The sequence below is a fragment of the Pedobacter cryoconitis genome (assembly GCF_014200605.1).
Classification (GTDB): domain Bacteria; phylum Bacteroidota; class Bacteroidia; order Sphingobacteriales; family Sphingobacteriaceae; genus Pedobacter; species Pedobacter cryoconitis_B.
Window position 1 is genome coordinate 243,383 of sequence record NZ_JACHCE010000008.1, and the last position, 25,112, is coordinate 268,494.

Genomic DNA, 25,112 nt, shown 5'->3' on the forward strand with positions numbered 1-25,112 from the left:
ATTTATTGATCTAAAATTAAATTATGAAAAATCTATTGCTGTTCTTGTGTTTTTTTTCGGTACCGCTCCTGATGCGGGCTGGTTATGATCGTCCTGCATTACCGCGTATTCTGGTGTTTTCTAAGACACAGGGATTCAGGCATAGTTCTATCGCGGCTGGGAAAGCGGCCATCATGAAGTTGGGAAAGGAAAATGGTTTTCTGGTAGATACAACCGAAAATGCGGGTTATTTTACCAGTGATTCCTTAAAGAAATATGCTGCGGTTGTTTTTTTGCAAACCACGGGTGATATATTTAATGCGGATCAGAAAGCAGGTTTTGAAAAATATATTAAAGCCGGTGGTGGATTTGCCGGCGTTCATGCGGCTACCGATACAGAATATAACTGGCCCTGGTATGGTGGATTGGTTGGGGCTTATTTTGTGAGCCATCCTAAACAACAGGTAGCTACCCTGAATGTAATAGACCGTTCGCATATCTCTACCAAACACCTCCCTGCGGTTTGGATACGCAAGGACGAGTGGTATAATTTCAAAAACCTGAGTAAAGATATCAAAGTGCTGATCACGATTGATGAGAAGTCTTATACAGGAGGTATTAACGGTGAGCTGCATCCAATGGCCTGGTATCATAATTATGAGGGTGGACGCTCATGGTATACAGAATTGGGACACACAGAAGAATCGTATACCGAAGAGAATTATCTTAAACACTTATTAGGCGGTATACGGTACGCTATGGGCAATTTAAAGAAATAGCATATGTATTTATTAGGTATTGATATAGGTACATCTTCTATCAAGGTTTCTGTGGTGGATATACAAAGCCAGAAACGGGTGGCTACTACGCAATATCCGGATGAAGAAGTGCAGATCAGATCTCTTCAGCCCGGATGGGCAGAACAGTCACCAGAAGACTGGTGGCAAAATACGATGAAAGCAATACTCCGTTTAAATGCAACATCGGGCTTTAATGTGCATGACATCGTAGCTATCGGCATTGCTTATCAGATGCACGGTCTGGTGGTTGTAGATAAAGAGCAGCAGGTGCTGCGTGATAGTATCATTTGGTGTGACAGCCGTGCAGTGGAACTGGGAGAAAATGCTTTTGATACTATAGGACAGGAAAAATGTTTACAGCATATGTTAAATTCCCCGGGAAATTTTACGGCTTCAAAACTGGCCTGGGTAAAGCAGAACGAACCTGAGCTTTATGAAAAAATTGATCAGGTAATGCTGCCGGGAGATTTTATCGCCATGAAATTTACAGGAGAGGTCACAACCAGTATTGCGGCTTTGTCTGAGGGGATGTTTTGGGATTTCCGCGAACATGAACTGTCCGAAGAGGTAATGGGGTATTATGGTTTTGACCGGAAATTAATTCCGGAGATTAAACCCTTGTTCTCTGTACATGGATTGCTGAAAACTGATGTAGCGGTACTGTTAGGACTGCAGCCAGGGATTCCTGTTACTTATAAATCTGGTGATCAGCCTAACAATGCTTTGTCTTTAAATGTAATCAGGCCGGGCGAAGTTGCTGCGACTGCCGGAACATCGGGAGTGATTTATGGGGTGAGTGATGCATTGACTTATGATACGCAATCAAGGGTGAATACTTTTGCTCATGTCACTTATTCTAAAACGCAGCAGCATACGGGTGTATTGTTATGCATCAACGGGACAGGGAGTATGTACCGTTGGGCAAAGCACAATTTTGCACCTAATCTGTCTTATGCTGTATTGAATGATATGGCAGCTACAGCACCTATAGGAAGCAAGGGGTTGAAAGTGCTGCCTTTTGGCAATGGTGCAGAAAGGATGCTGAATAATAAATATACTGGCGCACAGTTATTGGGAATTGACCTGAACCTGCATGGTCAGCCTGAAATATTCAGAGCGGTACAGGAGGGGATCGCCTTTGCTTTTCGTTATGGACTGGATATTATGCGTGAAAATGGAATGCAGCCCAAAGTGATCAGGGCCGGACTGACCAATTTGTTTTTAAGTGAAGTTTTTGCGCAGACGTTTGTCGATATCACAGGAATTCCTGTAGAGCTGTATGAAAGTGATGGCAGTGTTGGCGCTGCACTGGGGGCGGGTATTGGTGCTGGAATTTTCAAAAGCGCCGAAGAAGCATTTACAAGGCATGCGCTGATTAAGTACCTGGAGCCTAAAAATACGGAGGCTTATGAACCCATTTATGGGGAATGGAAAAATCTTTTAAATAATGCATTATAACTTGAATTAAAAACAGATCAATATGACGAAAGTAGTAATTGGGGCAAAGGAATTTTTTAAAGGGATCGGACAATTGAAATTTGAAGGTCTGCAAAGTGATAACCCTTTGGCATTCCGTTGGTATGATGCAGATAGAGTGGTTGCAGGTAAAACGATGAAAGAGCATTTAAAGTTTGCCTGTGCTTACTGGCATTCATTTAATGGGAATGGTGGAGATCCTTTTGGTGGTGCGACACATGTTTTTCCCTGGGATGAAAAGAAGGATGTCATAGAAAGGGCAAAAGATAAAATGGATGCCGCTTTTGAATTTATCACTAAAATGCAAATACCTTATTATTGTTTTCATGATGTAGATATAGTCGATTATGGGAATGATATTGCTGAAAATGAACATAGATTGCAGATTTTGGTTGAATATGCCCAAGAAAAACAGGCTCAGAGCGGAGTGAAATTACTCTGGGGAACTGCGAACCTGTTTAGCCACAAACGTTATATGAATGGGGCATCTACCAACCCTGATTTTCATGTACTTGCGCATGGTGCTGCACAGGTAAAAGCTGCTTTAGATGCAACGATTGCACTTGGCGGGCAGAACTATGTATTTTGGGGTGGCAGAGAGGGCTATATGAGCTTGTTGAATACCAATATGAAAAGGGAACAGGAGCATTTAGCCGGATTTTTGCATACAGCTAAAGATTATGCAAGGAAACAAGGCTTTAAAGGGACCTTTTTTATCGAGCCGAAACCCTGTGAACCGTCTAAACATCAATATGATTACGATGCTGCAACAGTAAAAAGTTTTTTACAGGAGTATAATCTGCTTGCTGATTTTAAGCTGAATATAGAGGTAAACCATGCCACTTTAGCGGGACATACCTTTCAGCATGAGTTACAGGTTGCGGCAGATAGTGGATTGCTGGGATCAATTGATGCAAACCGCGGGGATTATCAGAATGGCTGGGATACAGATCAGTTTCCTAATGATATCAATGAGCTGACGGAAGCGCTGCTGATCATTTTAGAAAGTGGCGGGTTAAAGGGGGGAGGAGTGAATTTTGATGCTAAGATCCGTAGAAATTCAACTGATCCTGCTGATCTGTTTTATGCCCATGCCGGCGGTATGGATATTTTTGCAAGGGCCTTAATCACTGCGGATGCTATTCTCCGGGAATCGGATTATAAAAAGATAAGAAAAGATAGGTATGCTTCTTTTGATAGTGGCAAAGGTGCTGAATTTGAACAGGGTAAATTGAGCCTGGAAGATTTAAGGGATTTTGCGGTACAAAACGCAGAGCCTGAGGTCCGTAGCGGAAAGCAGGAATACCTGGAAAATCTGATCAACAGATATATTTAACCTGCTGATCCCAATAACAAATGCATTAATAATTCTGCGGATTGAGGATCATCATTGCTATCAATGGAGGTCATACTGTTTCCGAAAATATCATTGATCTTTTTAATGGATAATAACTGTTTTCCATCTTGATTGACGATACTTTTCTTCTCATTTCCAAAAATATCAACTGTGGCTTTTATAGTCGCAGTTGTTTTATTCTGACTGTTACGGATTTCTATAATCTCATTGTTAAAGATATCTTTTGATTTCCTGATAGAACCAATTTGCTCACCTCTAGGACCGGTTACATCTTTCGTTTCGTCGCCAAATATATTGGTTGATGTTTTGATGGCAGCAGCTCTCTGGCCTTTTCCATCAAGGATTAATAAGGTTTCATTCCCAAAAATATCAGTAGAGGTTTTAATCGCTAGTTTAGACTGTCCTTTTCCGTCATTAACAGCAATTGTTTCATCCCCGAAAATATCTTTTGTTTTTTTTATAGTACTGATAACCTGTCCATTGGCATCGCTAATGCGTTTTGTCTTATCGCCAAAAATGTCAGTTGTTTCTTTGACAGAGCGGATTTTGCGGCCATCCGGACCTGTCGTTATTTTTGTTTTATCGCCAAAAATATCAGTAGAATGTGTGATCACAGCAATTTTCTTTCCATCCCGGTCTTTGTATGTCTCAATCGTATCTCCAAAAATATTTACTGTCTTTGAAAGGCTATAGGTCTGCGCATAAGCTATTGTAACAGTTGAAAGAAACAGTAAAAGAAATATCTTGATTTTCATACTTACAGGATTATTGATATTTCTACTAAGTTACGATTTATGCATTATGACAGGGATAATATATTTTTATTAAAAAATATATTCCTGATGAATAGCCGGATTGTTAACGTGGATAGCTGATCATCCATATATTATTGAGGTAAGTATGAATTTTTTATAACTAATTTATGTTTTTTGTTAATCATTTGTGTAAACACTTGCTTCAAATGATTTTTGCGCTATCTTAGAGTTTTAAGATTCGTATGATATACAGGTGTGTAATTATTGATGATGAGCCTCACGCAATAGAGGGGTTAAAAAGCTATATCATAAAGATCCCTGAACTTGAAATTATAGCAAGTTATACAGACCCTATCTACGCATTACAGGAAATTGCTAAAGGAGATAAGATTGATTTACTCTTGCTTGATATTGATATGCCAGAAATATCAGGAATAGAACTTGCCAGGTTAATCAGAGAAAAAACTAATAAGCTATTAATCACTACTGCGCATACGCATTATGGATATGAAGCTTTTGAGATACAGGCAGACGGCTATTTGCTGAAACCTTTCTCCTTCGCTAAATTTTTAACAGCCATTCATAAATTATTTCCACCTCCCGTTCAGGAGTCAGACACCGCCAGACTTGCTGATGAGCATAGCTTCTTTTTTATAAAAAGCAAAGATGACCACCTGAAACTGGTTAAAATCAGGTATGATGATATGATCATGGTTGAAGATAAACAGGATTATGTGATAGTTTATACTGTTTACAGAAGTATTCTGACTGATATCTCCCTAACAGAAATTTCAAACAGGGCGTCTAAAGAAAAGGGGTTTGAACAGTTTCACCAGAGCTTTATCCTGAATAGTAAACATATTGAATACATTGATGGAAATACAATTACCTTAAATAACGGAAGAAGAATCACAGTCGGGGAACATTATCAAAAGGATTTCAATGCATTTATAACCCGTAATCTTTAAAAGGGGACACGTAAACCGCAATAATTATATTTTCTTGTGAGCTTACAATAAGGCAAGTTTTTTTAACTCATCCATACTGCCATTAAAAACATCTTTATCTATTCCATCACCACTGTATTGCCAAAAGGTATATTCAGACCATCCCGGGGGCAGCATTGGTGGTGTTGGCTGGTAAGCTGAAATCCATAGCGGATAGTTTTCAAATCCTGTAGGATTGCCCATAAAATTTTGCCAGAAAATACGATTGGTATAAATTATGGGCACACGACCTGTTTCTGCAGTTACACCTGTCAGCCAGTTTTTTACCAATTGAACACAAGCAGCTCTATTGTTTAAGATATAAGGGTTTAAGGTATCTGGTACTTGCCATTCAACGTCCAGTACTGGCGGTAATAAGCCTGGTTTTGAGAAGTCAACCCCACAATCTAAAAAGTTTTTGACCTGATCTTGTGCTGTTGCATTCTGGAAGGTTAAAAAATGATAGGCGCCATATAGAATTTTGGCCTTTTCAGCATGCTGAAAATTATTAAGGAATATTGGGTCTTTAAAACTTTTGCCCTGGCTTGCTTTGCAATATACAAAGCTAACTTCAGTGCTAAGTTCATCCCAGTTAACGAGCCGGTTAAAATGTGAAATATCTATTCCTTTTATCGAATTATTTATTGTTGAAGGGTTGTTGTCCATTTCTTAACTGGTGAATTTTTATTAACTAAAGCTAGTCAATAAAATGAAATTCTATCAGATCAGGCTCATTCTTTCTGCAATCCGGCAGGCTTCAAGGGAATTGCTTACCCTTAGTTTCTCTAATATATTCTGGCGGTGCCTGTTTACTGTATTGATACTTATAGACAATAAACCGGCAACTTCCTTACTCATTTTACCTTTTCTGATTAGCTGTAATATTTCTTTTTCACGCAGGGATAATATGTTATTATAACCTTGCTGATCGGGTTTAATGGTAACGCCAGTAGCTGAATTAAAGATTGCTCCGTCTGATGTTTCTTTTGCAGGATCATCATAAGCAAGATTATAAAGACAAAGCGCCAACCACAGACTACCATTTATAGTGCTGCATACATAAAACATCCGGTGCTCAATAAATATATAATCTCCATTTTTATTAAGCATGCGGATTTTACTTTTAACATGATAATCCGATCTTTCGGAAATAGGTATATTTTTTAAGATGTTAAAGTAATGAAGTTCTAACAAGTGTTTCTCCACCAGGTCATCCGGATGAATTTTATTGAAAATATCTTCTTCCCAGATGGAGTTGATTTCTTTGAGGTCATCATGTTCGTCAAAGCCCAGTTCTTTAGCCACTCTTCCATTATAAATATAACTCTTATTGGCCTTCATATCACTTAATACGGCGATGGAATTTTCTATTCTGGAATACATGAAGGCCATGTACTGGTACTGAGATAAGCTGATAGGTTTAGTCTGTTCCTCTCCAAAAGACTGTTTTAATAGTTTTTCATTCAGTGTATTTATAATATTCATTTCAATATGGTTATTAATCAGCATTGGAGAGCCGTTGATGGGTTTTTACCTTTGCAAAGTAAATATAATTATGGTTACTAAACCCAAAACAAAAAATGAAGAAAATAATTTTATCCCTCATTACGTTTGTAATCGCACAAACTGGAATTGCGCAGACACTGGAAAAGATGCAATGGTTTAATGAACCGCAAAAGTGGGAAATCAAGAACAATGCCTTAACCATGTTTGTAACCCCTCAAAGTGATTACTGGAGAATTTCACATTATGGGTTTACCGTTGATGATGCTCCGTTTTATTACAATACTTATGGGGGAGAGTTTGAAGTGAAAGTGAAAATCACAGGAAATTATAAAACCCGTTTCGATCAGATGGGTTTGATGCTGCGTACAGATCATGAGAATTATATCAAAGCGGGGATCGAATTTGTCGATGGTAAGTATAATTTAAGTACTGTAGTTACGCATAAAACAAGTGACTGGAGTGTAACTACATTAGATAAAATACCAGAATTTGTATGGATAAAAGCGGTAAGAAGACTTGATGCTGTTGAAATATTTTATTCTTATGATGATAAGACTTATATCCTGATGCGCAATGCATATCTGCAGGACAACAAGCCTCTTATGGTTGGGTTTATGGCAGCCAGCCCTGACGGAAATGGGTTTAATGCGAAATTTGAAGGCTTTTCTGTAAAACAATTGCCTGATCAGAGAAGATTGGAGTGGTTGAAGAAAAACGCAAATTAATATAGATTTTCTAAGGATAATAGTCAAAGATGTAGGCGTACATCTTTGACTAATTCTCAAAAGAATTCTGCGCAGGAAAATTTATCATTTGATAGGGCCGGATACTAAAATAATTATGGATATTTTTGTCACGAAATAAAATTCCATTTTGAAAACAGATCTTTTCCTTGTTACGCCTCCCTTTACCCAGCTGAATACCCCGTATCCTGCAACTGCATATATCAAAGGTTTTTTGAATACAAAAAATATTTCTTCCACTCAGGCCGATCTGGGGATTGAAGTAATATTAGCCTTATTTTCCAGAAAAGGTTTAGAAAACCTTTTTGCTCATGCAGCAGCGCAGACTGGTCAGACAAAGAGTTTAAATGCCAAACGGATTTTTGCTTTAAAAGACGAGTATATCAAAACTATTGATGCTGTTATTGCCTTTCTGCAAGGCAAAAATCCAACCCTGGCTTTGCAAATCTGTCAGGAAGATTTTTTACCGGAAGCATCGAGGTTTACGCAACTGGAAGAGCTGGACTGGGCATTTGGTTCAATGGGGACGCAAGACAAAGGTAAACACCTGGCAACGCTTTATCTGGAAGATATTTCGGATTTTATTATTGAATGTATTGACCAGAATTTTGGTTTTAGCCGTTATGCAGAAAGATTAGGCAGAAGTGCAAATTCATTTGATGAGCTGTACGAAGCTTTAAGTCAGGAGTATACCTATATGGATAAACTCCTGATTGAAATTTTAGAAGACAAAATCTCTCTTATTCAACCTAAGTTATTCTTGATCTCTGTCCCTTTTCCAGGGAACTTATATGCCGCTTTCCGATGTGCGCAATATGTAAAGCGTTGTTATCCTGAGATTAAAACATCAATGGGTGGTGGTTTCCCCAATACAGAATTACGCTCTGTTTCTGACAAGAGGGTTTTTGAGTTTTTCGATTATATTTCATTGGACGATGGGGAGTTACCTGTTGAACTGATCTATGATTCGATCAACAAAACCCGTGGTTTTCACCTTTACAAAAGGACTTTTTTATTGGAAAATGGAGAGGTTACTTATAAGAATGATGCTTTAAGAAGTGACTATAAACAAGCTGATGTGGGAACACCGGATTATAGTGATTTGCAATTGGATCAGTATATTTCAGTGATAGAAATTGTCAATCCAATGCACCGGATGTGGAGTGATGGCCGATGGAACAAACTGACCATGGCGCATGGATGTTATTGGGGGAAATGTACATTTTGTGATATCTCTCTGGATTATATTAAAGTATATGAACCCGTAGCAGCCAAACTGATTGTAGACCGCATTGAAGAGTTAAGCGCGAAAACTGGTCAGAATGGTTTTCACTTTGTAGATGAGGCCGCACCGCCAGCCCTGATGCGTGAAGTAGCACTGGAGATTTTAAGAAGAAAAATTTCTGTAAGCTGGTGGACAAATATCAGGTTTGAGAAAAGCTTTACCAGAGATTTATGTATTTTACTTAAAGCATCTGGCTGCATTGCTGTTTCTGGTGGTTTAGAAGTGGCATCAGACCGCTTATTAAAATTAATTGATAAAGGGGTATCGGTTGAACAGGTAGCCCGGGTTACCCGGAATTTAACAGAAGCAGGGATATTGGTACATGCCTATCTGATGTACGGGTATCCGACGCAGACGATCCAGGAAACAGTAGACAGTTTGGAAATGGTCAGACAGCTGTTTGAAGCAGGCGTTTTACAGTCTGGCTTCTGGCACCAGTTTGCAATGACTGCACATAGTCCGGTTGGCCTGTATCCTGAAAAGTTTGGGGTAGTTAAAGATACCGAAGTTATCGGCACCTTTGCCAATAATGATATCAACTATACCGATAAAACCGGGATAGACCATAATAAGTTTAGCTTTGGGCTAAAGAAGTCACTTTTTAACTTTATGCATGGCATTTGCCTGGATTACAAATTGCAGGAGTGGTTTGATTTTAAGATTCCGAAAGTGATGATCCCTTCAGATTTTATTGCGAAGGCTTTAAAGGAAGAGACCATGTTTAACACTAAACCAACTGCTAAAGTGGTTTGGTTAGGGGGGAAGCCAGATGCAGAAGTTTATGTAAAACATAAAAAAGGCAATACTTTCGAAATGATGGTTTTAACTTTTCACGATAAAAAGGAAACTTTTGACATTCAGACTAACAAAAATGAAGGAGAATGGCTGACTTCCATTTTACAGAAAATAGCTGTTTCTAATACCCGTATTTATACTTTTCAAGAAGTTAAAGCTGATTTTGAAACGACCATGGAACATTTTGAATTGTTCTGGTATTCTAAGCCAATCCATACTTTAAGAGATTTTGGGTTACTAGTCTTATAGTTTGTTAATATCAATTTTGTCGTATTTATACTAGTCTGAGCTGAGCGCATTTCAGAATTTTGTGTTTCATCTATAAAAGATAATATATGTTGATACAAAATAAACAGATCGCTATTATTGGTGGTGGCCCCGGAGGCTTAACCTTAGCAAAGCTTTTGCAGCTAAAGGGTGCGGCTGTTAAAGTATATGAAAGAGATCTTAATAAAAATGCCCGTGTACAGGGTTCACCGCTTGATATGCATGAAGAATCAGGCTGGGCAGCTTTAAGCAAAGCAAATTTAATAACAGAGTTTAAAAAGAATGTTCTTCAGGGTGCAGATCAAAAGATCGTCGTCAATCCATATGCAGAAGTAGTTTTTAGTGACCATAAAACTAAGTCTGATGTAGATTTGAGCAATGAAGCTGCACGTCCTGAAATCAATCGTGGTGCATTAAGAAAGATATTCCTGGATTCTTTACAACCTGAAACTGTGGTGTGGGACAGTCATTTTATTTCTATGGAGAAACAAAATGAGGGTTGGTTGCTGCATTTCAAAAATGGCTCATCTGCTTATGCAGATCTTGTAATTGGTGCTGATGGTGCTAATTCTAAAATCCGTCCATACCTCACAACTATCAAAGCTTTTTATTCTGGTGTGACCATGGTTGAAATCAATGTGGATGGTGCAGACCAATTGATACCCGATATCTATGCCTTGTTAAATGGCGGAAAAATAATGGCTTTTGGAAATGAAAAATGCATATTGGGAGGTCAGAAGGGGAATGGCGGTCTGGGATTTTATGCAAGTTTTAAACCGGATGAATACTGGGCAAAGAATAGTGGTTTGGATTTTTCTGATCGCGCGGAATTGGTTAGCTGGTTTAAAAATGAATATAGCGAATGGAGCAGTGTCTGGTACAAATTGTTTGAACATGCAACAACGCCTGTTGTTCCACGTCCAATTTATTGTATGCCTTTAGACCAGACATGGGAAGCCTTGCCAAATTTAACCTTAATGGGCGATGCTGCACATGTAATGCCCCCTTTTGCAGGAGAGGGTGCAAATACATCTATGTTTGATGCGCTTGAATTGAGTGCATGTTTAACGGCTGATAAATTTACTGATTTGCAGGAAGCCATTTCTTTTTATGAAGTAAGTATGCGGAAAAGAGCAGCAGCAGCAGCAAAACAATCACTTGAAAATGGGGAGCGCATGCATTCTGAAGGTGCGCTTGAAAAGATGCTGGCTATCTTTGGTGCTAAAAGATCTTAATCCAGAAAAGAAGACTATTTCCGAATTCTCAATTTGGCTACAGATGTCCTCAATTGGGCTACATTCTGGAAATTTCATTTATAGACATTTGTGGTGTTAAATAATAAAAACTTATTTTATGACACAACAAATCGATAATTCAGGTACTAATAAAGTTTGGTTCATTACGGGCAGCTCCCGGGGTTTTGGAAAGGTTTGGACAGAAGCAGCGCTTAAACGCGGTGATAAAGTAGCGGCCACAGCACGTCAGTTGGCCAGTATTGCAGATCTTAAAGAAAAATACGGTGAAAATGTATTGACCCTGGAACTGGATGTAACCAATGCCGGCCAGGTTAAGGCAGCGGTTGAGCAGGCCCATGCTCATTTTGGCAGATTAGATATCGTACTGAATAATGCAGGTTACTCTTTAGTGGGTACGATAGAAGAAGCCAGTGCCGATGATATCAGGCAGCTCTATGAAACCAATGTTTTAGGCCCGGTGGCTGTCATCCAGGCCGCTTTACCATTGTTGCGCAAACAAGGTGGCGGCCATATTCTGGGCACGTCCAGTAATCTTGGACATGTAACCTTACCGGTTATTGGCTATTACTGTTCTTCAAAATGGGCATTCGAAGCAATTCACGAAAGTTTGGCCTTAGAAGTTAAAGCTTTTGGAATTAAAGTCACTATTATAGAACCGGGTGCTTATGCGACAGAGTTTGGTAGTCCGGAGTCTTTGAAATTTGCAGCAGGCCTTGATATTTACCAGGATTTTAAAACGGAGTTTGCTAACGGTTTAAGGGGAATGGAAAGAGGTAATCCCGATGCAACGCCAGAAGCGATCTTTAAAGTAGTTGATTCGGAAAATCCACCGCTAAGGATTAATCTGGGCAGTAACAACTTGCCATGGACAAGCAAAGCCTATGCTGAAAGGCTGGCTTTATGGGAGGAATGGGATGATGTTGCGAAATCAGCACAAGGTAATCTTTAAGTAAACAATTAATTATAACCGGTATTGAACAGCGTTACCGGTTATAATTGCATTAAATTTAAGAATGAAAAAGGAAGAGACAGTCCATATTAACATGGAATCGTTATCAGATATGCATCGTGCTTTCGGTTTGCCTGCGCCGGCAAATCCCCTGATTAGCCTGATAAATGGGGCAACGAACAGGATCATTATAGATAAGCTGCCTCTATCTCATGTGTTAAAATTCTATAAAATTTCCTATAAGCCAAGCATTGGGGGGCGGTTGAAATATGGCCAGGATTATTATGATTTTGATGAAGGAGGTTTGTTATTTGCTGCACCTAACCAGGTTATTGGTAACCACGGGAACAATGAGGGAGAAATATGCTCCCAATACACTTTATTGATTCATGCGGATTTTTTTCTGAATTATCCTCTGGCAAAAAAGATCAGGCAATATGGCTTCTTTTCTTATACTGCCAATGAAGCATTGCACCTGTCGGAAAAGGAGAAAATAACGATCATTTCCATTTTTAAAAATATCGAAGAAGAATTAAACAGCAGAATAGATGACTTTAGCCAGGATGTCATTATCTCCCAGATTGAATTGCTATTGAATTATGCCAACCGCTTTTACAAAAGGCAATTCATTACCCGCAAAGCCGTAAATCATGGCTTGCTGCAAAAACTGGAGGATATATTAGACGAATATTTTATGAGCGATAAATCTGCTAATCATGGAATACCGACCGTTCAATATCTTTCGGACAAACTGAATATCTCACCGAGTTATCTGAGCGACATGCTAAGATCGCTTACTGGTCAGAATACCCAGCATATTATACACCAAAAGATCATTGAAAAGGCGAAGGAGAAATTATCCGCTACAAATTTGTCGGTAAGTGAGGTTGCTTACGAACTTGGATTTGAACATCCGCAATCTTTTAATAAATTATTTAAAGCAAAAACCAAGGTATCTCCTTTGGCATTCAGAAAGTCATTTAATTGATATCATTTTTGGGCTTATGCTTCCACCTTCTGTGGCTCCAGAGCCAGTAGGCCGGTTCTGCTCTGATAATATCTTCAAGTATACGGGTATGCAGCTCTGTAATTTCGAAATCGGCTGTTTCAGCAGGCTTCAGGCAAAGCGGAATACAATCAACCGTATAATAGCCTCTTTGAATATAATTGACCCTGAAATAGAATATTGGCTGATCTGTTTTCTTTGCTATTTTCTCAATTCCCAGCTGAACTGAGGTTTGCTGATGCATAAAAGTGGTCCAGTAATGAGAATCATCTTTTGATGGTGCCTGATCGTTTCCAAAACTGAATATACTTGGTCTGCCTTTACTCGCCTGGAGCGCTCTTAAAGTCTGGCGCATAGCAATGAGTTTATTCCCGAATTTACTGCGTACTTCTCTAAACCATTGATCAAAAACTGGATTGCTTAGTGGTTTATAAATAGGGTAATGGTCAGCAGAAAAATTCAGTCCTATGCCCAGGGTACCCCATTCCCAGTTACCATAATGTGCAGAACAGATCAGGATACTTTGCCCTTTGTCCAGGTAAGCCTGAACCTGTTCTTTATTTTTAAAAATAAAGCGCTTCCTGATCTCTTGCTCAGAGATGCTGTTCATCTTGATGATTTCAAAAATTAAGTCTGAAAGGTATTTATAGAAACGTTTTTCTATAATTTTAATTTCTTCGGTTGTTTTTTCGGGCAGTGCATTGATCAGGTTTTCTCTTACAACCCTTCTGCGGTAACCAAAAATCCGGTAGAGTATGATATAAACGATAGCTGAAAAAACATATAAAACAGAGAGTGGAAAAAAAGAAAGTATACATAAAAAGTATACCCCCAACCGGGAAATAATCTTCTTAATCATAGGAGGTATAGTTGATGCTGCAAAAATAAAAAAAATGGGAGGCAAAAAATATGCCATCCTCATGTTAAAATTATTTCTTGCAAAGCGCCATTAGCACTCAGGGAGATTCTGAGCTGAATAAGATTTTTAATGCAGTAATAGAAGAAGATTTTTAATGGAGTAGTAACTGTAAAAAACCCCAGATAAATCCAATAACTACTTGTAATAGCGAATAGGACAGAATGACTAATATACTTCTGAAAATTAATAATTTTTTACTGTAACCGCAGACCGAATAAAATTGAAAGTTATCAATTACCTGATAGGTACAATTTAAGCAATAATGTTCCATTTATAATGGCCGGATTGATGAATAGGATTTGGCTTTTATTTTTATTCTTTGGTTGTTTTTTTGCCCTTTACAATCAAAATAACCGAAAAGACAAAGGTAATCAGATAGAGAATTCCCATACCTGGATTTTTGAAATTTAAGTTTTCAAAATCTATTTGTTTAAATGCAGCTATTCCCAGAATAACTGCTATAATCCAAAAGGGGGTTATCTTAGCCATAAAAAAAATGTTTTTTATAAAAGTGGACACAAAAATATTCTCAAAGACTACACTCTAGTATAAATTTATTATTAAGCCATTTTCGTTAATGAAAAATAACATGAATTCAGGTCTGCTTACTAAGAACAGGGTCTCAGGTATATCAGAAGCGGACCATGTGCAGTAGCAACATTATTTAGAAGCCATCAAGTATTTTGCAAGGCTCACTTACGAAAGCGTATATGTTATTGACTATGAAAAGATGACATTTGAATACGTATCAGAAAACCCCTTGTTTTTATGCGGGCATTCTTCTGAAGAAGTCTTGAATATGGGCTATGAGTTCTATTTTAAAAATGTTCCGGAAAAGGATTTGGAGTTATTAAACCTGATTAACGAAGCAGGATTTGATTTCTTTGAAAAACTGTCTTTAAATGAGCGAAAATTATACACTATAACTTACGACTTCCATTTAGTCAATCAGGATAAAAAACATATTCTTGTCAATCACAGGCTTACTCCTGCTGTAAATAACAAGATTATCTAAAAAAGAAGGGGCGGGGAAGGCCCCTGTTTTTTAATCAGGATCAATGCATTTTATAACCTGATCATGTATTTTGTTGTGCCTGAGATGGATTATAGCCATAGAACTCTTTAAAAGTGCGTGAGAAATGAGAGAAATTTTCAAACCCTACCTCAAGATAAACCGTAGAAGGGCTTTGTTTTTGCTCGGCAATAAGAAAATGTGCCTGTTGTAAACGCTTCTGTCTGATCCATTTTTCTGGTGGCAGTGAAAACTTTTTAGTGAAATCTCTTTTGAAAGTTGCCAGGCTGCGTCCGGTGAGTCTGGCAAATTCGTTGATGGAAATGTGAAACATATAATTCCTGTTCATGAAATTCTCGATATCTATTTTGAAAGGCTCACTAAAATCGAATAAAAAGCTTTTTAAATCTGGATTTCTGATCAATAACTCAATAATTTCTGTGGTTTTTAGTGCTGCAAGCGCTGCTGTCAGTTGAACAGGCTGATTGAAATACGGCAATAAAGAAGAGAAAAAGCCTTGAATAAAAGGATCATCAGGTAATACTAAAAAGGGCTCTCCAAGATAATGACGTTCCGTTGGCAGCTGATTTTTTAAGCTATAACTATGTAAAGATTCCTGGTCAAGAAAGATATTGATCGAATGAAAGGGAGTTCCGTCTGCCCGGGGTATTTTAATCACTTTGGCCAACTGGTTTCTCCTGATCAGCCCGATAGTCCCTTCTTTAAATGTTTCCTTTCCACGGTTTGTATACAGCTGTATTTCTCCTGAAAGTATATAACTCAGCGCGTGTTCTGCAACAAGCTGGCTGCCTGTATATTTTGGTTCATCAGAGCAAGAGTAGAGTATGTTATACTGATATTGATCTTCCATTAGCTAAAGATATTTATTTTAACTGATTCATGATAAGCTTGTCGAACATAGCGTCACTTAGCCATTTTTTCATAAAAAGAATCGGTTTTGCGAGGTATCCGGCAACATATCTTGCTTTGGGTTTACTTGCAGTTATGGATTTTTTGATGAGTTGTGCGATGACATTGGGATCAACATTGTTTCGCTCTGCTTTTTCTCCTAGTCTTTCCAGGATGCCAACCATAGGTTTGTAAACAGTATGTCCTGATATTTCTTTCAGACCGCCATAAGCAATGTTGCCCCATTCTGTTTTTACACCTCCGGGTTCGATGATAATCACATCAATACCAAAGCGTTTGACTTCTAGCCTCAGACTATCGCTCAGTGCTTCTACAGCAAATTTACTGGCATGATACCAACCGCCCATAGGACCTGCCGCTTTACCACCTGTAGAAGTTATATTGACAATTTTTCCTGAATTTTGCTCACGCATGAAAGGTAATACGAGCTGTGTAAGTCTTGCCAGGCCAAACAGGTTCACTTCTATCTGGTATCTGGCAGTTTTCATAGGTACATCTTCTATCGAACCAAAAGTACCAAAACCTGCATTATTGATCAGTATATCAATCCGGTCTTCGTTACGGATAATTTCTTCTATACAGCTTTTCATGGAGTCTTCATTGGCTACGTCCATAGCTATTATTTTTGCACCAAGCAGTTGCAGGTCTTTCATCTGATCGGTTCTTCTGGCGGCACCATAAACGGTATAACCTGCCTGCAATAATACTTTGGCGGTTTCTTTACCGATACCTGCGGATGCTCCGCTGATTAAAACTACTTTTTTCATTTGATGTGTTTCTTATTTTGGTAATTTAATTGCTTCTAATTGTATCAGCATCTGAAGGATGTCTTCAGAGAACCAACCTTCAGCAATTTTGCCGTTTTGGATTCTGTAAATGCCCATTCCGTCCCACGAAGCAGTTTTTCCAGCCGAATGAAAACCCATAAAGTCTCCGGTTTGCGTACCGCTATTGGTAAAGTAAATCACAACTTTATCTCCTGAAGCGATTACATCCTTAATTTTAAGGTGCAGGTTACTGAATGCTTTTCCACCGTTCAGCTTTTTGAAATTGTCCAGACCATGTATTTCTCCCATGCTTCCACCATGCCAGATCATGTCATTGGCCCATACCTGGTCAATGATTTCAGCATGTCCGCTATTAAGGACTTCATTGATGAATCTTTTAACAACTTTAATATTTGCAGCAGTGTCGGTAACGGTGCTGATCACTGGCTGTTTCTTTTGAACAGAAGCGGCGGGTGCAGCATAGAGTTCGCTTGATAAGAGGCTAAGGGAGAGGGCCGATGCCACTATAACTGATTTTGTTTTCATGTTGTTTTGTAATTGATTGTATGATACAAATGTCTGATGAAATTAGGGAGGGGTGTTTTTTTTAGCGGCTCAAATTAGTTTACTCAGAAGCTCATGTATATGGTAGGTAGCGCTGTAAATTACCCCAGTCACCCCAGATTAAATATTTGCTCAGGGAATCAAAATGTATCTTAAATTAGCGTGGTAATTGTCCGGCAAATTGCTGGATGATAACATTTGATCTGACACAAATTACGCACACATATATGATGAATTTAGAAGATATCAAAGGGGTGATCAAGCAATTTGAATATTACAGGATGCTTGGTGAAAAAACATTTAATCAGCTAAAAGAAGAGGACCTGTTTTGGAGATACAATGAAGACTCCAATAGTATTGCTATCATTGTGAACCATCTTTATGGAAATATGTTGTCCAGATGGACAGATTTCTTAAATACGGATGGCGAAAAATCCTGGAGAAACAGAGATCAGGAATTTGATGAAGCGATCACGGATAAAGAAACGTTGCTTTTGAAATGGAATGAAGGCTGGGATTGTTTATTGGGTGCGCTTAATGCTTTAGATGAAGCTGACTTAGATAAAATTGTTTATATCCGTAATGACGGCCATACCATCACAGATGCTATCAACAGGCAATTAGCTCACTATCCTTACCACATTGGACAGATTGTATTTATTGGTAAGATGCTGGCAAATAATAACTGGCAATCTTTATCTATCCCAAAAGGAAACTCTCAAAAATATAATGAGGAGAAGTTTGCTAAAGAAAAAGAGAAGAATCATTTTACAGACGAATTTTTAAAGGACAAAAAGGACTCAGGGAAGTTGGGGCAGGATGTTTAATAAAAAGCTGATTAACTAATGATTTTAAATGCAACAAGGCTAATCTTTTGGGATTAGCCTTGTTGCATTGAGCTGCTTATGCAGGTTTACTTCAGTGAAAATACTGTTTTAGTCCTGATATCGTCAGAGGCTGCTCCGATAAGTGCTGCAAAATCACCTGGTTCAGCCACCCATTGGTGTTTAGCTGCATCAAAGAAGCTTAAAGCGGTGCTGTCTACCGTAAATGATACTAACTTTTGCTCGCCTGGTTTCAAAGAGATTTTTTCAAACCCTTTCAGCTCTTTTACCGGACGCGGAACAGATGATTTCAGATCGCTGATATATAACTGTACTACTTCTTCGCCTTCACGTGATCCTGTATTTTTGACGTTCACCGAAAGTGTGACCTTACCCGATGCAGTCATTGATTTGCTGTCAACCGTTACATTTCCGTACTGGAAAGTTGTATAGCTAAGACCGTGGCCAAAGGCAAACAATGGTTTGATCTTATGCTCTTCGGCCCAGCGATAACCTACATAGATACCTTCTTTATAAGTAACCTCTGTTTTGCTTCCAGGAAACTCACCTAATGCCTGCGCACCGTTATCAGAAAGCTTTACAGGGAAAGTAAAGGTTAACTTGCCCGAAGGATTCACATCACCCGTCAAAACTCCGGCAAGGGCATTACCCGATTCAGAGCCAAGGAACCATCCCTGCACGATAGCAGGTACCTGATTAATCCATGGCATTGCCACTGCATTACCTGAAACATTAACCACTACTAAATTCTTATTTGCTTTTGCCAGTTCGGTAATCAGTTTATCCTGGTCATATGGCAGGTTAAGACTTAAGCGGTCGGTACCTTCGGCATCCTGGTGATCGCTCTTGTTTAATCCACCTACAAAAATTACTAAATCGGCTTTGCGTGCTGCTTCAACAGCTTCCTTAATCAATTCAGCTGGTGAGCGTTCGTCGCCCAGGTGCTGCCCTGTAATTACGCCATTATAATTGCCGGTGGTATCACCAACATAACCACGCGCATAAACTATCTCGGCCTGGTTGCCTATTCTTTTCTTAAGTCCTTCTAATGGAGTAATCTCGTATCTGGCTTTTAATGATGAACTGCCGCCACCTACTGTCATCCATTTAATGGCATTTTCACCGATAACTGCAATGCGTTTAGTTGTTTTAAGATTGATAGGAAGTATATTTCCTTTGTTTTTTAACAATACAATACCCTCATCTGCAATTTTTCGGGCAGCTAAAGCATGTTCTTCTGAACCCAATGAACCAAGTGGGCGGTTTTTGTTCATCGTTGTCAGGAAACTTAACCTTAAAATGCGTCTTACTTTCTCGTCAAGTTCTTTCGTTCCAACTTTACCAGACTGGATTAGCTTTAAATATGGCATTGCCATATAGTAATTGTCGTAAACATTAGTCTTGCTATAACTTAAGCCGTTAGTACCGGTACCGAACTCCATATCCAAACCATTGAAAATAGCCTGATTTGTATCATGCGTACCTCCCCAGTCTGAAATTACAACACCTTCAAAACCCCATTCTTTACGAAGAATATCGTTTAGCAGGTACTGATTATGGCAGCAATGTTCGCCTTTATACAGGTTATATGATCCCATAATGGCCATCGCGCCGCCTTCCTGTACCGCAGCTTTAAATGCAGGCAGATAAATTTCATACAGGGTACGATCGTCAACATTCACGTTAACGGTATGGCGGTTGCCTTCAGAATTGTTTAATGCAAAATGTTTAACACAAGCGGCAACGCCATTTTGCTGAACACCTTTAATATAAGGCACTACTATTTTTGAGGATAAGAAAGGATCTTCGCCCATGTACTCAAAATTACGGCCGTTTAACGGGGAGCGGTAGATGTTTACGCCAGGAGCCAGCAAAACATTTTTATTACGGTAACGCGCTTCTTCGCCAATTGCGTTGCCATACAGCAATGCCATATCTTTATTCCAGGTAGCAGCAAGGCAGGTCAATGCCGGAAACGCCATACAAGAATCATTGGTCTGGCCAGCCTGTACCCATTGGTCCCATAATACATCAGGGCGTATTCCGTGAGGTCCGTCATCAGTCCAGTTATCAGGTATGCCTAAACGAGGGACACCCGGCGAGCTGAATTTTGACTGCGCATGGATCATGTTTATCTTTTCCTGTAAGTTCATTCTTGAGAGTGCATCTTCCACACGTGCCTGTATAGACTTGCTGTCATCAAGATAAACCGGGGTTTTGCTCTGAGCTTTAACACTTACTGTCGCTGTGATCACAAGAGCAGTTATTAACAAAGTTTTTTTGAACATTTGAGATGTTGTTTAACGTAAAAATAGGTTTAAATTGGTTATAAAAATCGAAAAGTAAAACTACCCGGAATGTTTAAGTACAAAAAGCTTTGAAATAAAAAAGTAGTGAAATGGTAATGTTTAGTGTTTGGTAATCAGCTTGTTATTGGTCTGTTTGTGAGTGCAAAAAGTAGTAGTTGTAAAGCCTTTTAACTGTTTTTTGAAGATATAGTGCCGATCTTCATGACCATATCTTCAAAATGATCACGGGAAACCGCTGCCTTGTTACGGGCGCTTGTACGGTAATTGTAAATCGTGCTTAATGAATAACGTAAAAAGGCGGCAATTTTTACACTATCTGTAATGCCCAGACGAATCAGCGCATAGATGCGGAGTTCGGTGTTGAGCAATTCACCCGGCTTGAGGAATATTTGTTCATCCTGATTTAAAAGGGCGTTAAATTCAATAATGAAGTTTGGGTAAAGATTTATAAATATGGTATCGAAAATACGATACAGATCTTCAACCTCGCTGTTGACCATGGTGGTTGACCGCAGCATTTTAAACAGCTCATCCAATTGTTTTTCGGTGGCCTTTTTATTTAGTGCCTTGCGATAGTTTTCAAGTTTGTTGATATAGGTTGAGCAAAGATCAAAAAATTGTGCAATATAGGCTTCTTTAACCTGGTTAGCCTCTGATAAACTGGTGTTCGATTTACTTAAATGTGTGTTCACGTCACTCAGCTCTGCATTTAGCCTGGCCAGTTGCTGGCTACTGGTACTCAGTTCTTCTTTAATGCGTGATACCCTTCTCATCTGTTTATAGACGTAGATGACCGTAATGAGCAGGAATACAAAAAGAATACTGATTAAGACGAGGGAAAATTTTAACTGATTCTTTTGCTTGCTCTCTTTGTTCAGATAAGCGATATTGATAATACTATATAACTCTGAAATACGAAGGGTCCGGAACTTTACATTACAAAAGATCGCATCTTCAATTGCAGCCCTGGTGTAACGGTAGGCATGGTCAATATCGCCGGTACGGTAAAATATTAAAGCTAAGGCTTGTTGTGATGCATTATCCTTAATGGCATTTTTTATATCGGCAGCAGCAGATAATGCATAATAATTTACAGCCTGCTCATTTTGATGCTGTGTTTCATAAATACTCCCAAGCAGGTAGGTGATCATGGCATAATCGCCCGGGTTTTTCTTTTGAGATGGCAACAATTTTAATAAAGTAACCTCTGCAGCTTTTAAATTTGATGAGCGGATGTTTCTTTGGGCCAGGTTAATCTGGTAACGTACAGAGGTATCTGGCAAAAGCGTAAGCAGGGTATCGCGGTAATTATCAATTAATTGTTTGTACGTTTTATTATGGCTGTTTGTAGTGTAATGCTCGTAAAATTGTATGTACGCGTCGTAATAGTCAATCTTTTGGGTTTTTGACAGGGAATTGCGTGTTACGCTCTTCAGCAGATCTGCTGATTCCAGGTATCCGCCCAGGGAGGAATAAAGGTTTGCCAGTTGCAGCTTTATTGTAATCAGCCAGCTGTTATTGTTCATGTTTTGAGCAAGCTGTAAACTTTCCCGGCAATAAAAAATTGCGGAGTCGATTCGGTACTTCTGATATTCGTTGTACAGGCTGTTGTTGATTTGAAGCTGTTTCCCGGGGGATTGAATTGCAGTTTTTAGTTTTTTCAGTTCATCGATGCGCTGCTCTTTTTGTAACGCGTAACCGCTTTTATGGTGGATTACCTGATTCAAAAGGTTTATGGCATCCTGGCTGTTATCCTCTGCACGGGTAACGAAGTTTGATAATATGAGCAAAAAAAACAGGCAGACTTTGAATTTCACGAACAATTATAGGTAGAAATATTAACAAAGTGTATATTTTGTGGTAGAGTAAGGGGAGGGAAGGATTGGTCTTCTCTTTAGTTTTATGTTAATAATATTATTCTTATTTATTGCAGCTGGTACATCGCTGATATTTGTTAGTCTCAAAACTACTCCACAGCGATTGAAACCGACATCATTCTATACTGTAGGGCACCGGGGCACACGCGGTCTGATGCCAGAGAATATTATTCAGGCTACGAAAAAAGCAATTGATCTGGGGTGCAATACCATTGAAATTGATATACATATATTACCAAAAATGGTGATGTCATCGTCTATCATGACAACTCATTTAATCCTGATTATACACTTTTGCCGGATGGTAAGGAATTTACTTTAGGAGACCGTAAGAAGTACACTTTTTACCAGATGAATTATACAGATATCCGCAAGTTTATCATCGGTGAAAAGAAATATTCATCTTTCCCGCAGCAAAAACAAGTGATTTGTTATACACCTCTTCTTAGTGAATTGATCGATTCTGTAGAAACATATGCCAGAACTAATAAATTTCCAAAGGTAGTAATGCACCAAAAATATTCTGAAATTCCTGTAGGACTTTTAGCAGGTGATCGTAAAATCAGTATGTCTGAGGATTACTGATTTGTTGGAACGGAATCCTTATTTTGAAAAGAAATATGATTTTCCGGGTAAGGAAAACCGGCAATTCAGACATCCTGAAAATAAAGACGAGATGCCAAACCTGATCATCATAGTTGAAACAGACGGGCTCTATATCTGTCACTTTAGCACCTTTTATTTATGGACCTGGCTGGAAGTGCTGAAGAATTACCTGGACAGCCTGGGGATTGGCTATACCCTAATTGATTATCAGGAGTGAAGAATTAATTTCAGATAAATAATTTATTAGTTAATTTTTTTATTTAAATTTAAGTATAATTATTATACCTTAAATTTAAATTTATGAAAAACTTTAAAATGTCAATGCTTACAGTATTGCTAGTCTCATTATTAACTACATTTGGAGCCTTTGCTCAGACAGCACAAGATTACCAGATAATTCTTTATGATCATTACCAGCCTATTGCCAGCTTTTCAACAATGCCTGGTTTAAATCCGGGTAATATTAACCACACTGCCAATTATAATCAAATAATTAATTTAAGAGATTATAATATAAATGACAGGGCCGATAATGCATTGATCTCTGCGTATACTGGCTCCACGATAACATTTTACAAGAATGCCGATGCGGATGGTTCTAGAGGAATATGTGTAGTTCATGTAAAACAAAATTTTAGCGGATATAAATTAACAAGTTTAGAACATACTTATGAAGATGCATACATTAAAGTAGATTTTTATTCCGCAGGTAGAAATTCTCTGAATGGTGAGCTGTCTTGTATCGTTGTGACTCCTCCTAATCGTGTTTGGAACTAATATTTGTTAAAATTTTACGCTTTGAAGTTCAGTTTTAAGGAGATCGAAACTATTTTAAAAAGAGAGCTTTTCAATATTGAAGGGCTCTCTTTTTAAAATAATTGTGTAAATATTAATGTTGTTTAAATGGATGATTTTGATACAGCCAACTGTGATTTTAACGGAATTAGGCTGCTTTTCAGGAGTAGCCTAATTCAATTTAATGGAATTCCATTCAGAGAAGGAGAGGGATTTATAGGGCAAGGCCCAATGTATTCCTGGATGCAGATATATTTACGCATACCATCTGGATTACACAATCTTAGTTAGGTATGATAACCAAGTTTAATGGTACCCAAAGATGTCTGCAAATTTATGATAGGCTTCCTGTTGTTTATATAGATCATAACACAGGAATGAAGGATCAAGTCATCAACTTGTGGAGCAGGCTGTTTTTAAGCATAAATTTTGACACGCTAAACAGAAAGTCTTTGATTTCAGGGATGCTCTTATGGCTCTGGAAGCTTTCAATTTGCATGGGAATGACTCAGCCGAAACAAGGCCTGGCAGTTAGTAAATAAATTCAAAATAGCTAAATAATCAATCTATATCGGCCGGGTACTGCCCGGGTACTGTTCGGGTACTCGTTAGGGTAAGAGCAATGCTAAAGTAACGTGAGAGCATGGCAAGTCCAAGTAAAAACAACTAGTTGAAATGACTTAGAGTTACTATGCTTAAAGGCTGTTTACAACGTGGTGTCACCCCGATCTCTATTCAGGCACAACTAGATCATAACCGGATGAAGATTAATGAAATTATAATTTTCCTTTGACTAACGCACGGACAAAGCGGACAATTGCAGACAGCTGCGGACAATTACGGACATTTTTTACATATCAGAATAATCTTTAACGCGAATAGCCTACATTGGTGGAAAGGCATTTATTTATTATGGGAAGATTAACGGGTAAATTTTCAAAGGGAATCCTGGGCGATTTCATTTTTAAAGCAGCAGTTTGGAGTACAGGTTGTTTCAAAAGTTCTGTACCGGGCACAATGAAACAATCAATGGAAACCGAAAGACATCAGAGAACTTTCGTAAAAGTAGCAAGCCTGGAAAAATCAGGATCTTTCCTCCCCCTAAGCATTCCGCTGAAGCGTTGGCCGATCTCTCATCAAAGTAATCAGGAGCGTTTAATAATGATAAATTGAACTATAAAATCAGGAAGTAATTAGCTTATTAAGAATCGTAACGAGATGCTTTGAACTCAAAAATATCAAATCCAAAACTTGAAATTTAATCCCTGATCCACAAGTTTATGACTTGATCAGGAATGAAGTTGAAAGTAGCAGGAGATAGAAATATT

24 protein-coding genes are annotated in these 25,112 nt (G+C 38.6%); 14 read left to right on the plus strand and 10 right to left on the minus strand.

Annotation, left to right across the window (positions count from 1 at the left end; translation table 11 throughout):
• Window positions 1-23: 23 nt before the first annotated feature.
• From HDE68_RS21495 to xylA, 3 genes are read left to right on the plus strand one after another with little or no spacing between them, the layout of a single operon-like run.
• Window positions 24-758, plus strand: a complete 735-nt coding sequence (locus HDE68_RS21495; RefSeq protein WP_183884285.1) for a ThuA domain-containing protein — start codon at window positions 24-26, stop codon at window positions 756-758.
• A 3-nt stretch (window positions 759-761) separates the two neighbouring features.
• A complete protein-coding gene (locus HDE68_RS21500) occupies window positions 762-2,237 on the plus strand; it encodes a xylulokinase (RefSeq protein WP_183884286.1) in 1,476 nt (491 codons plus the stop codon).
• A gap of 22 nt (window positions 2,238-2,259) precedes the next feature.
• Complete coding sequence (gene xylA, locus HDE68_RS21505) at window positions 2,260-3,591, plus strand: xylose isomerase (RefSeq protein WP_183884287.1); 1,332 nt, start codon at window positions 2,260-2,262, stop codon at window positions 3,589-3,591.
• Here the strand turns inward: xylA and HDE68_RS21510 are convergent.
• Window positions 3,588-4,367, minus strand: coding sequence for a hypothetical protein (locus HDE68_RS21510; protein ID WP_183884288.1), 780 nt, complete (start codon window positions 4,365-4,367; stop codon window positions 3,588-3,590). The two genes, xylA and HDE68_RS21510, sit on opposite strands and share 4 nt — an antisense overlap.
• Before the next feature lie 242 nt (window positions 4,368-4,609).
• Between HDE68_RS21510 and HDE68_RS21515 the strand changes: the two genes are divergently transcribed.
• Window positions 4,610-5,335 carry a LytR/AlgR family response regulator transcription factor gene (locus HDE68_RS21515; protein ID WP_183884289.1) on the plus strand — a complete coding sequence of 242 codons (726 nt, stop codon included), beginning with the start codon at window positions 4,610-4,612 and terminating at the stop codon, window positions 5,333-5,335.
• Between the two features lie 42 nt (window positions 5,336-5,377).
• Here the strand turns inward: HDE68_RS21515 and HDE68_RS21520 are convergent, their stop codons facing one another.
• Both HDE68_RS21520 and HDE68_RS21525 read right to left on the minus strand, forming a co-directional pair.
• Window positions 5,378-6,019: a glycoside hydrolase family 25 protein gene (locus HDE68_RS21520; protein ID WP_183884290.1), complete on the minus strand. Its 642-nt coding sequence runs from the start codon at window positions 6,017-6,019 to the stop codon at window positions 5,378-5,380.
• A 54-nt stretch (window positions 6,020-6,073) separates the two neighbouring features.
• Window positions 6,074-6,838 (minus strand): response regulator transcription factor, encoded by a 765-nt coding sequence (locus HDE68_RS21525; RefSeq protein ID WP_183884291.1) that lies wholly within the window; start codon window positions 6,836-6,838, stop codon window positions 6,074-6,076.
• A gap of 95 nt (window positions 6,839-6,933) precedes the next feature.
• Between HDE68_RS21525 and HDE68_RS21530 the strand changes: the two genes are divergently transcribed.
• From HDE68_RS21530 to HDE68_RS21550, 5 genes are all read left to right on the plus strand, one after another.
• Window positions 6,934-7,584 (plus strand): DUF1349 domain-containing protein, encoded by a 651-nt coding sequence (locus HDE68_RS21530; RefSeq protein WP_183884292.1) that lies wholly within the window; start codon window positions 6,934-6,936, stop codon window positions 7,582-7,584.
• Between the two features lie 148 nt (window positions 7,585-7,732).
• Window positions 7,733-9,931, plus strand: coding sequence for a B12-binding domain-containing radical SAM protein (locus HDE68_RS21535; protein WP_183884293.1), 2,199 nt, complete (start codon window positions 7,733-7,735; stop codon window positions 9,929-9,931).
• An 86-nt stretch (window positions 9,932-10,017) separates the two neighbouring features.
• Complete coding sequence (locus HDE68_RS21540; protein WP_183884294.1) at window positions 10,018-11,184, plus strand: FAD-dependent oxidoreductase; 1,167 nt, start codon at window positions 10,018-10,020, stop codon at window positions 11,182-11,184.
• A gap of 118 nt (window positions 11,185-11,302) precedes the next feature.
• Window positions 11,303-12,154, plus strand: a complete 852-nt coding sequence (locus HDE68_RS21545) for an SDR family NAD(P)-dependent oxidoreductase (RefSeq protein WP_183884295.1) — start codon at window positions 11,303-11,305, stop codon at window positions 12,152-12,154.
• Between the two features lie 64 nt (window positions 12,155-12,218).
• Entirely contained in the window at window positions 12,219-13,142 is a 924-nt protein-coding gene (locus HDE68_RS21550) for a helix-turn-helix domain-containing protein (RefSeq protein WP_183884296.1), read from the plus strand.
• Here the strand turns inward: HDE68_RS21550 and HDE68_RS21555 are convergent.
• Entirely contained in the window at window positions 13,135-14,019 is an 885-nt protein-coding gene (locus HDE68_RS21555; protein ID WP_183884297.1) for a lysophospholipid acyltransferase family protein, read from the minus strand. The genes HDE68_RS21550 and HDE68_RS21555 overlap by 8 nt on opposite strands.
• A 372-nt stretch (window positions 14,020-14,391) precedes the next feature.
• Window positions 14,392-14,568 carry a hypothetical protein gene (locus HDE68_RS21560; RefSeq protein ID WP_183884298.1) on the minus strand — a complete coding sequence of 59 codons (177 nt, stop codon included), beginning with the start codon at window positions 14,566-14,568 and terminating at the stop codon, window positions 14,392-14,394.
• A gap of 241 nt (window positions 14,569-14,809) precedes the next feature.
• Between HDE68_RS21560 and HDE68_RS21565 the strand changes: the two genes are divergently transcribed.
• The gene (locus HDE68_RS21565; RefSeq protein WP_183884299.1) at window positions 14,810-15,094 is read left to right on the plus strand and encodes a hypothetical protein; all 285 of its coding nucleotides are present in this window, start codon (window positions 14,810-14,812) and stop codon (window positions 15,092-15,094) included.
• Window positions 15,095-15,155: 61 nt separating this feature from the next.
• On the opposite strand, the gene HDE68_RS21570 is transcribed toward HDE68_RS21565, so the two are convergent.
• From HDE68_RS21570 to HDE68_RS21580, 3 genes are read right to left on the minus strand one after another with little or no spacing between them, the layout of a single operon-like run.
• Entirely contained in the window at window positions 15,156-15,962 is an 807-nt protein-coding gene (locus tag HDE68_RS21570; protein ID WP_183884300.1) for a helix-turn-helix domain-containing protein, read from the minus strand.
• Window positions 15,963-15,975: 13 nt separating this feature from the next.
• Window positions 15,976-16,788: an oxidoreductase gene (locus HDE68_RS21575; RefSeq protein ID WP_183884301.1), complete on the minus strand. Its 813-nt coding sequence runs from the start codon at window positions 16,786-16,788 to the stop codon at window positions 15,976-15,978.
• A 12-nt stretch (window positions 16,789-16,800) separates the two neighbouring features.
• The gene (locus tag HDE68_RS21580; protein ID WP_183884302.1) at window positions 16,801-17,334 is read right to left on the minus strand and encodes an ester cyclase; all 534 of its coding nucleotides are present in this window, start codon (window positions 17,332-17,334) and stop codon (window positions 16,801-16,803) included.
• Between the two features lie 245 nt (window positions 17,335-17,579).
• Here HDE68_RS21580 and HDE68_RS21585 point away from each other — a divergent pair, with 245 nt between their 5' ends.
• Window positions 17,580-18,179, plus strand: coding sequence for a DUF1572 domain-containing protein (locus tag HDE68_RS21585; RefSeq protein WP_260171831.1), 600 nt, complete (start codon window positions 17,580-17,582; stop codon window positions 18,177-18,179).
• Between the two features lie 86 nt (window positions 18,180-18,265).
• Here HDE68_RS21585 and HDE68_RS21590 read toward each other — a convergent pair whose 3' ends face one another.
• On the minus strand, window positions 18,266-20,485 hold the full coding sequence (locus HDE68_RS21590) for a glycoside hydrolase family 3 C-terminal domain-containing protein (RefSeq protein WP_183884303.1): 2,220 nt from the start codon (window positions 20,483-20,485) through the stop codon (window positions 18,266-18,268).
• Window positions 20,486-20,673: 188 nt separating this feature from the next.
• Window positions 20,674-22,296 (minus strand): DUF6377 domain-containing protein, encoded by a 1,623-nt coding sequence (locus tag HDE68_RS21595; protein ID WP_221300872.1) that lies wholly within the window; start codon window positions 22,294-22,296, stop codon window positions 20,674-20,676.
• A 381-nt stretch (window positions 22,297-22,677) separates the two neighbouring features.
• Between HDE68_RS21595 and HDE68_RS21600 the strand changes: the two genes are divergently transcribed.
• From HDE68_RS21600 to HDE68_RS21610, 3 genes are all read left to right on the plus strand, one after another.
• On the plus strand, window positions 22,678-22,968 hold the full coding sequence (locus HDE68_RS21600; RefSeq protein ID WP_183884304.1) for a hypothetical protein: 291 nt from the start codon (window positions 22,678-22,680) through the stop codon (window positions 22,966-22,968).
• A 4-nt stretch (window positions 22,969-22,972) separates the two neighbouring features.
• Window positions 22,973-23,206 (plus strand): hypothetical protein, encoded by a 234-nt coding sequence (locus HDE68_RS21605; RefSeq protein WP_183884305.1) that lies wholly within the window; start codon window positions 22,973-22,975, stop codon window positions 23,204-23,206.
• An 83-nt stretch (window positions 23,207-23,289) separates the two neighbouring features.
• Window positions 23,290-23,766 carry a hypothetical protein gene (locus HDE68_RS21610; protein ID WP_183884306.1) on the plus strand — a complete coding sequence of 159 codons (477 nt, stop codon included), beginning with the start codon at window positions 23,290-23,292 and terminating at the stop codon, window positions 23,764-23,766.
• Window positions 23,767-25,112 lie beyond the last annotated feature (1,346 nt).

What these genes read in the sequence shown, in the direction of transcription:
- HDE68_RS21610 (WP_183884306.1), top strand. Translation starts at nt 23,290, where the DNA reads ATGAAAAACTTTAAAATGTCAATGCTTACAGTATTGCTAGTCTCATTA.
- HDE68_RS21545 (WP_183884295.1), top strand. Translation starts at nt 11,303, where the DNA reads ATGACACAACAAATCGATAATTCAGGTACTAATAAAGTTTGGTTCATT.
- HDE68_RS21560 (WP_183884298.1), bottom strand. Translation starts at nt 14,568, where the DNA reads ATGGCTAAGATAACCCCCTTTTGGATTATAGCAGTTATTCTGGGAATA.
- HDE68_RS21555 (WP_183884297.1), bottom strand. Translation starts at nt 14,019, where the DNA reads ATGATTAAGAAGATTATTTCCCGGTTGGGGGTATACTTTTTATGTATA.
- HDE68_RS21550 (WP_183884296.1), top strand. Translation starts at nt 12,219, where the DNA reads ATGAAAAAGGAAGAGACAGTCCATATTAACATGGAATCGTTATCAGAT.
- HDE68_RS21585 (WP_260171831.1), top strand. Translation starts at nt 17,580, where the DNA reads ATGATGAATTTAGAAGATATCAAAGGGGTGATCAAGCAATTTGAATAT.
- HDE68_RS21580 (WP_183884302.1), bottom strand. Translation starts at nt 17,334, where the DNA reads ATGAAAACAAAATCAGTTATAGTGGCATCGGCCCTCTCCCTTAGCCTC.
- HDE68_RS21565 (WP_183884299.1), top strand. Translation starts at nt 14,810, where the DNA reads ATGACATTTGAATACGTATCAGAAAACCCCTTGTTTTTATGCGGGCAT.
- HDE68_RS21500 (WP_183884286.1), top strand. Translation starts at nt 762, where the DNA reads ATGTATTTATTAGGTATTGATATAGGTACATCTTCTATCAAGGTTTCT.
- HDE68_RS21520 (WP_183884290.1), bottom strand. Translation starts at nt 6,019, where the DNA reads ATGGACAACAACCCTTCAACAATAAATAATTCGATAAAAGGAATAGAT.
- HDE68_RS21590 (WP_183884303.1), bottom strand. Translation starts at nt 20,485, where the DNA reads ATGTTCAAAAAAACTTTGTTAATAACTGCTCTTGTGATCACAGCGACA.
- HDE68_RS21515 (WP_183884289.1), top strand. Translation starts at nt 4,610, where the DNA reads ATGATATACAGGTGTGTAATTATTGATGATGAGCCTCACGCAATAGAG.
- HDE68_RS21495 (WP_183884285.1), top strand. Translation starts at nt 24, where the DNA reads ATGAAAAATCTATTGCTGTTCTTGTGTTTTTTTTCGGTACCGCTCCTG.
- HDE68_RS21530 (WP_183884292.1), top strand. Translation starts at nt 6,934, where the DNA reads ATGAAGAAAATAATTTTATCCCTCATTACGTTTGTAATCGCACAAACT.
- HDE68_RS21540 (WP_183884294.1), top strand. Translation starts at nt 10,018, where the DNA reads ATGTTGATACAAAATAAACAGATCGCTATTATTGGTGGTGGCCCCGGA.
- xylA (WP_183884287.1), top strand. Translation starts at nt 2,260, where the DNA reads ATGACGAAAGTAGTAATTGGGGCAAAGGAATTTTTTAAAGGGATCGGA.
- HDE68_RS21525 (WP_183884291.1), bottom strand. Translation starts at nt 6,838, where the DNA reads ATGAATATTATAAATACACTGAATGAAAAACTATTAAAACAGTCTTTT.
- HDE68_RS21575 (WP_183884301.1), bottom strand. Translation starts at nt 16,788, where the DNA reads ATGAAAAAAGTAGTTTTAATCAGCGGAGCATCCGCAGGTATCGGTAAA.
- HDE68_RS21510 (WP_183884288.1), bottom strand. Translation starts at nt 4,367, where the DNA reads ATGAAAATCAAGATATTTCTTTTACTGTTTCTTTCAACTGTTACAATA.
- HDE68_RS21570 (WP_183884300.1), bottom strand. Translation starts at nt 15,962, where the DNA reads ATGGAAGATCAATATCAGTATAACATACTCTACTCTTGCTCTGATGAA.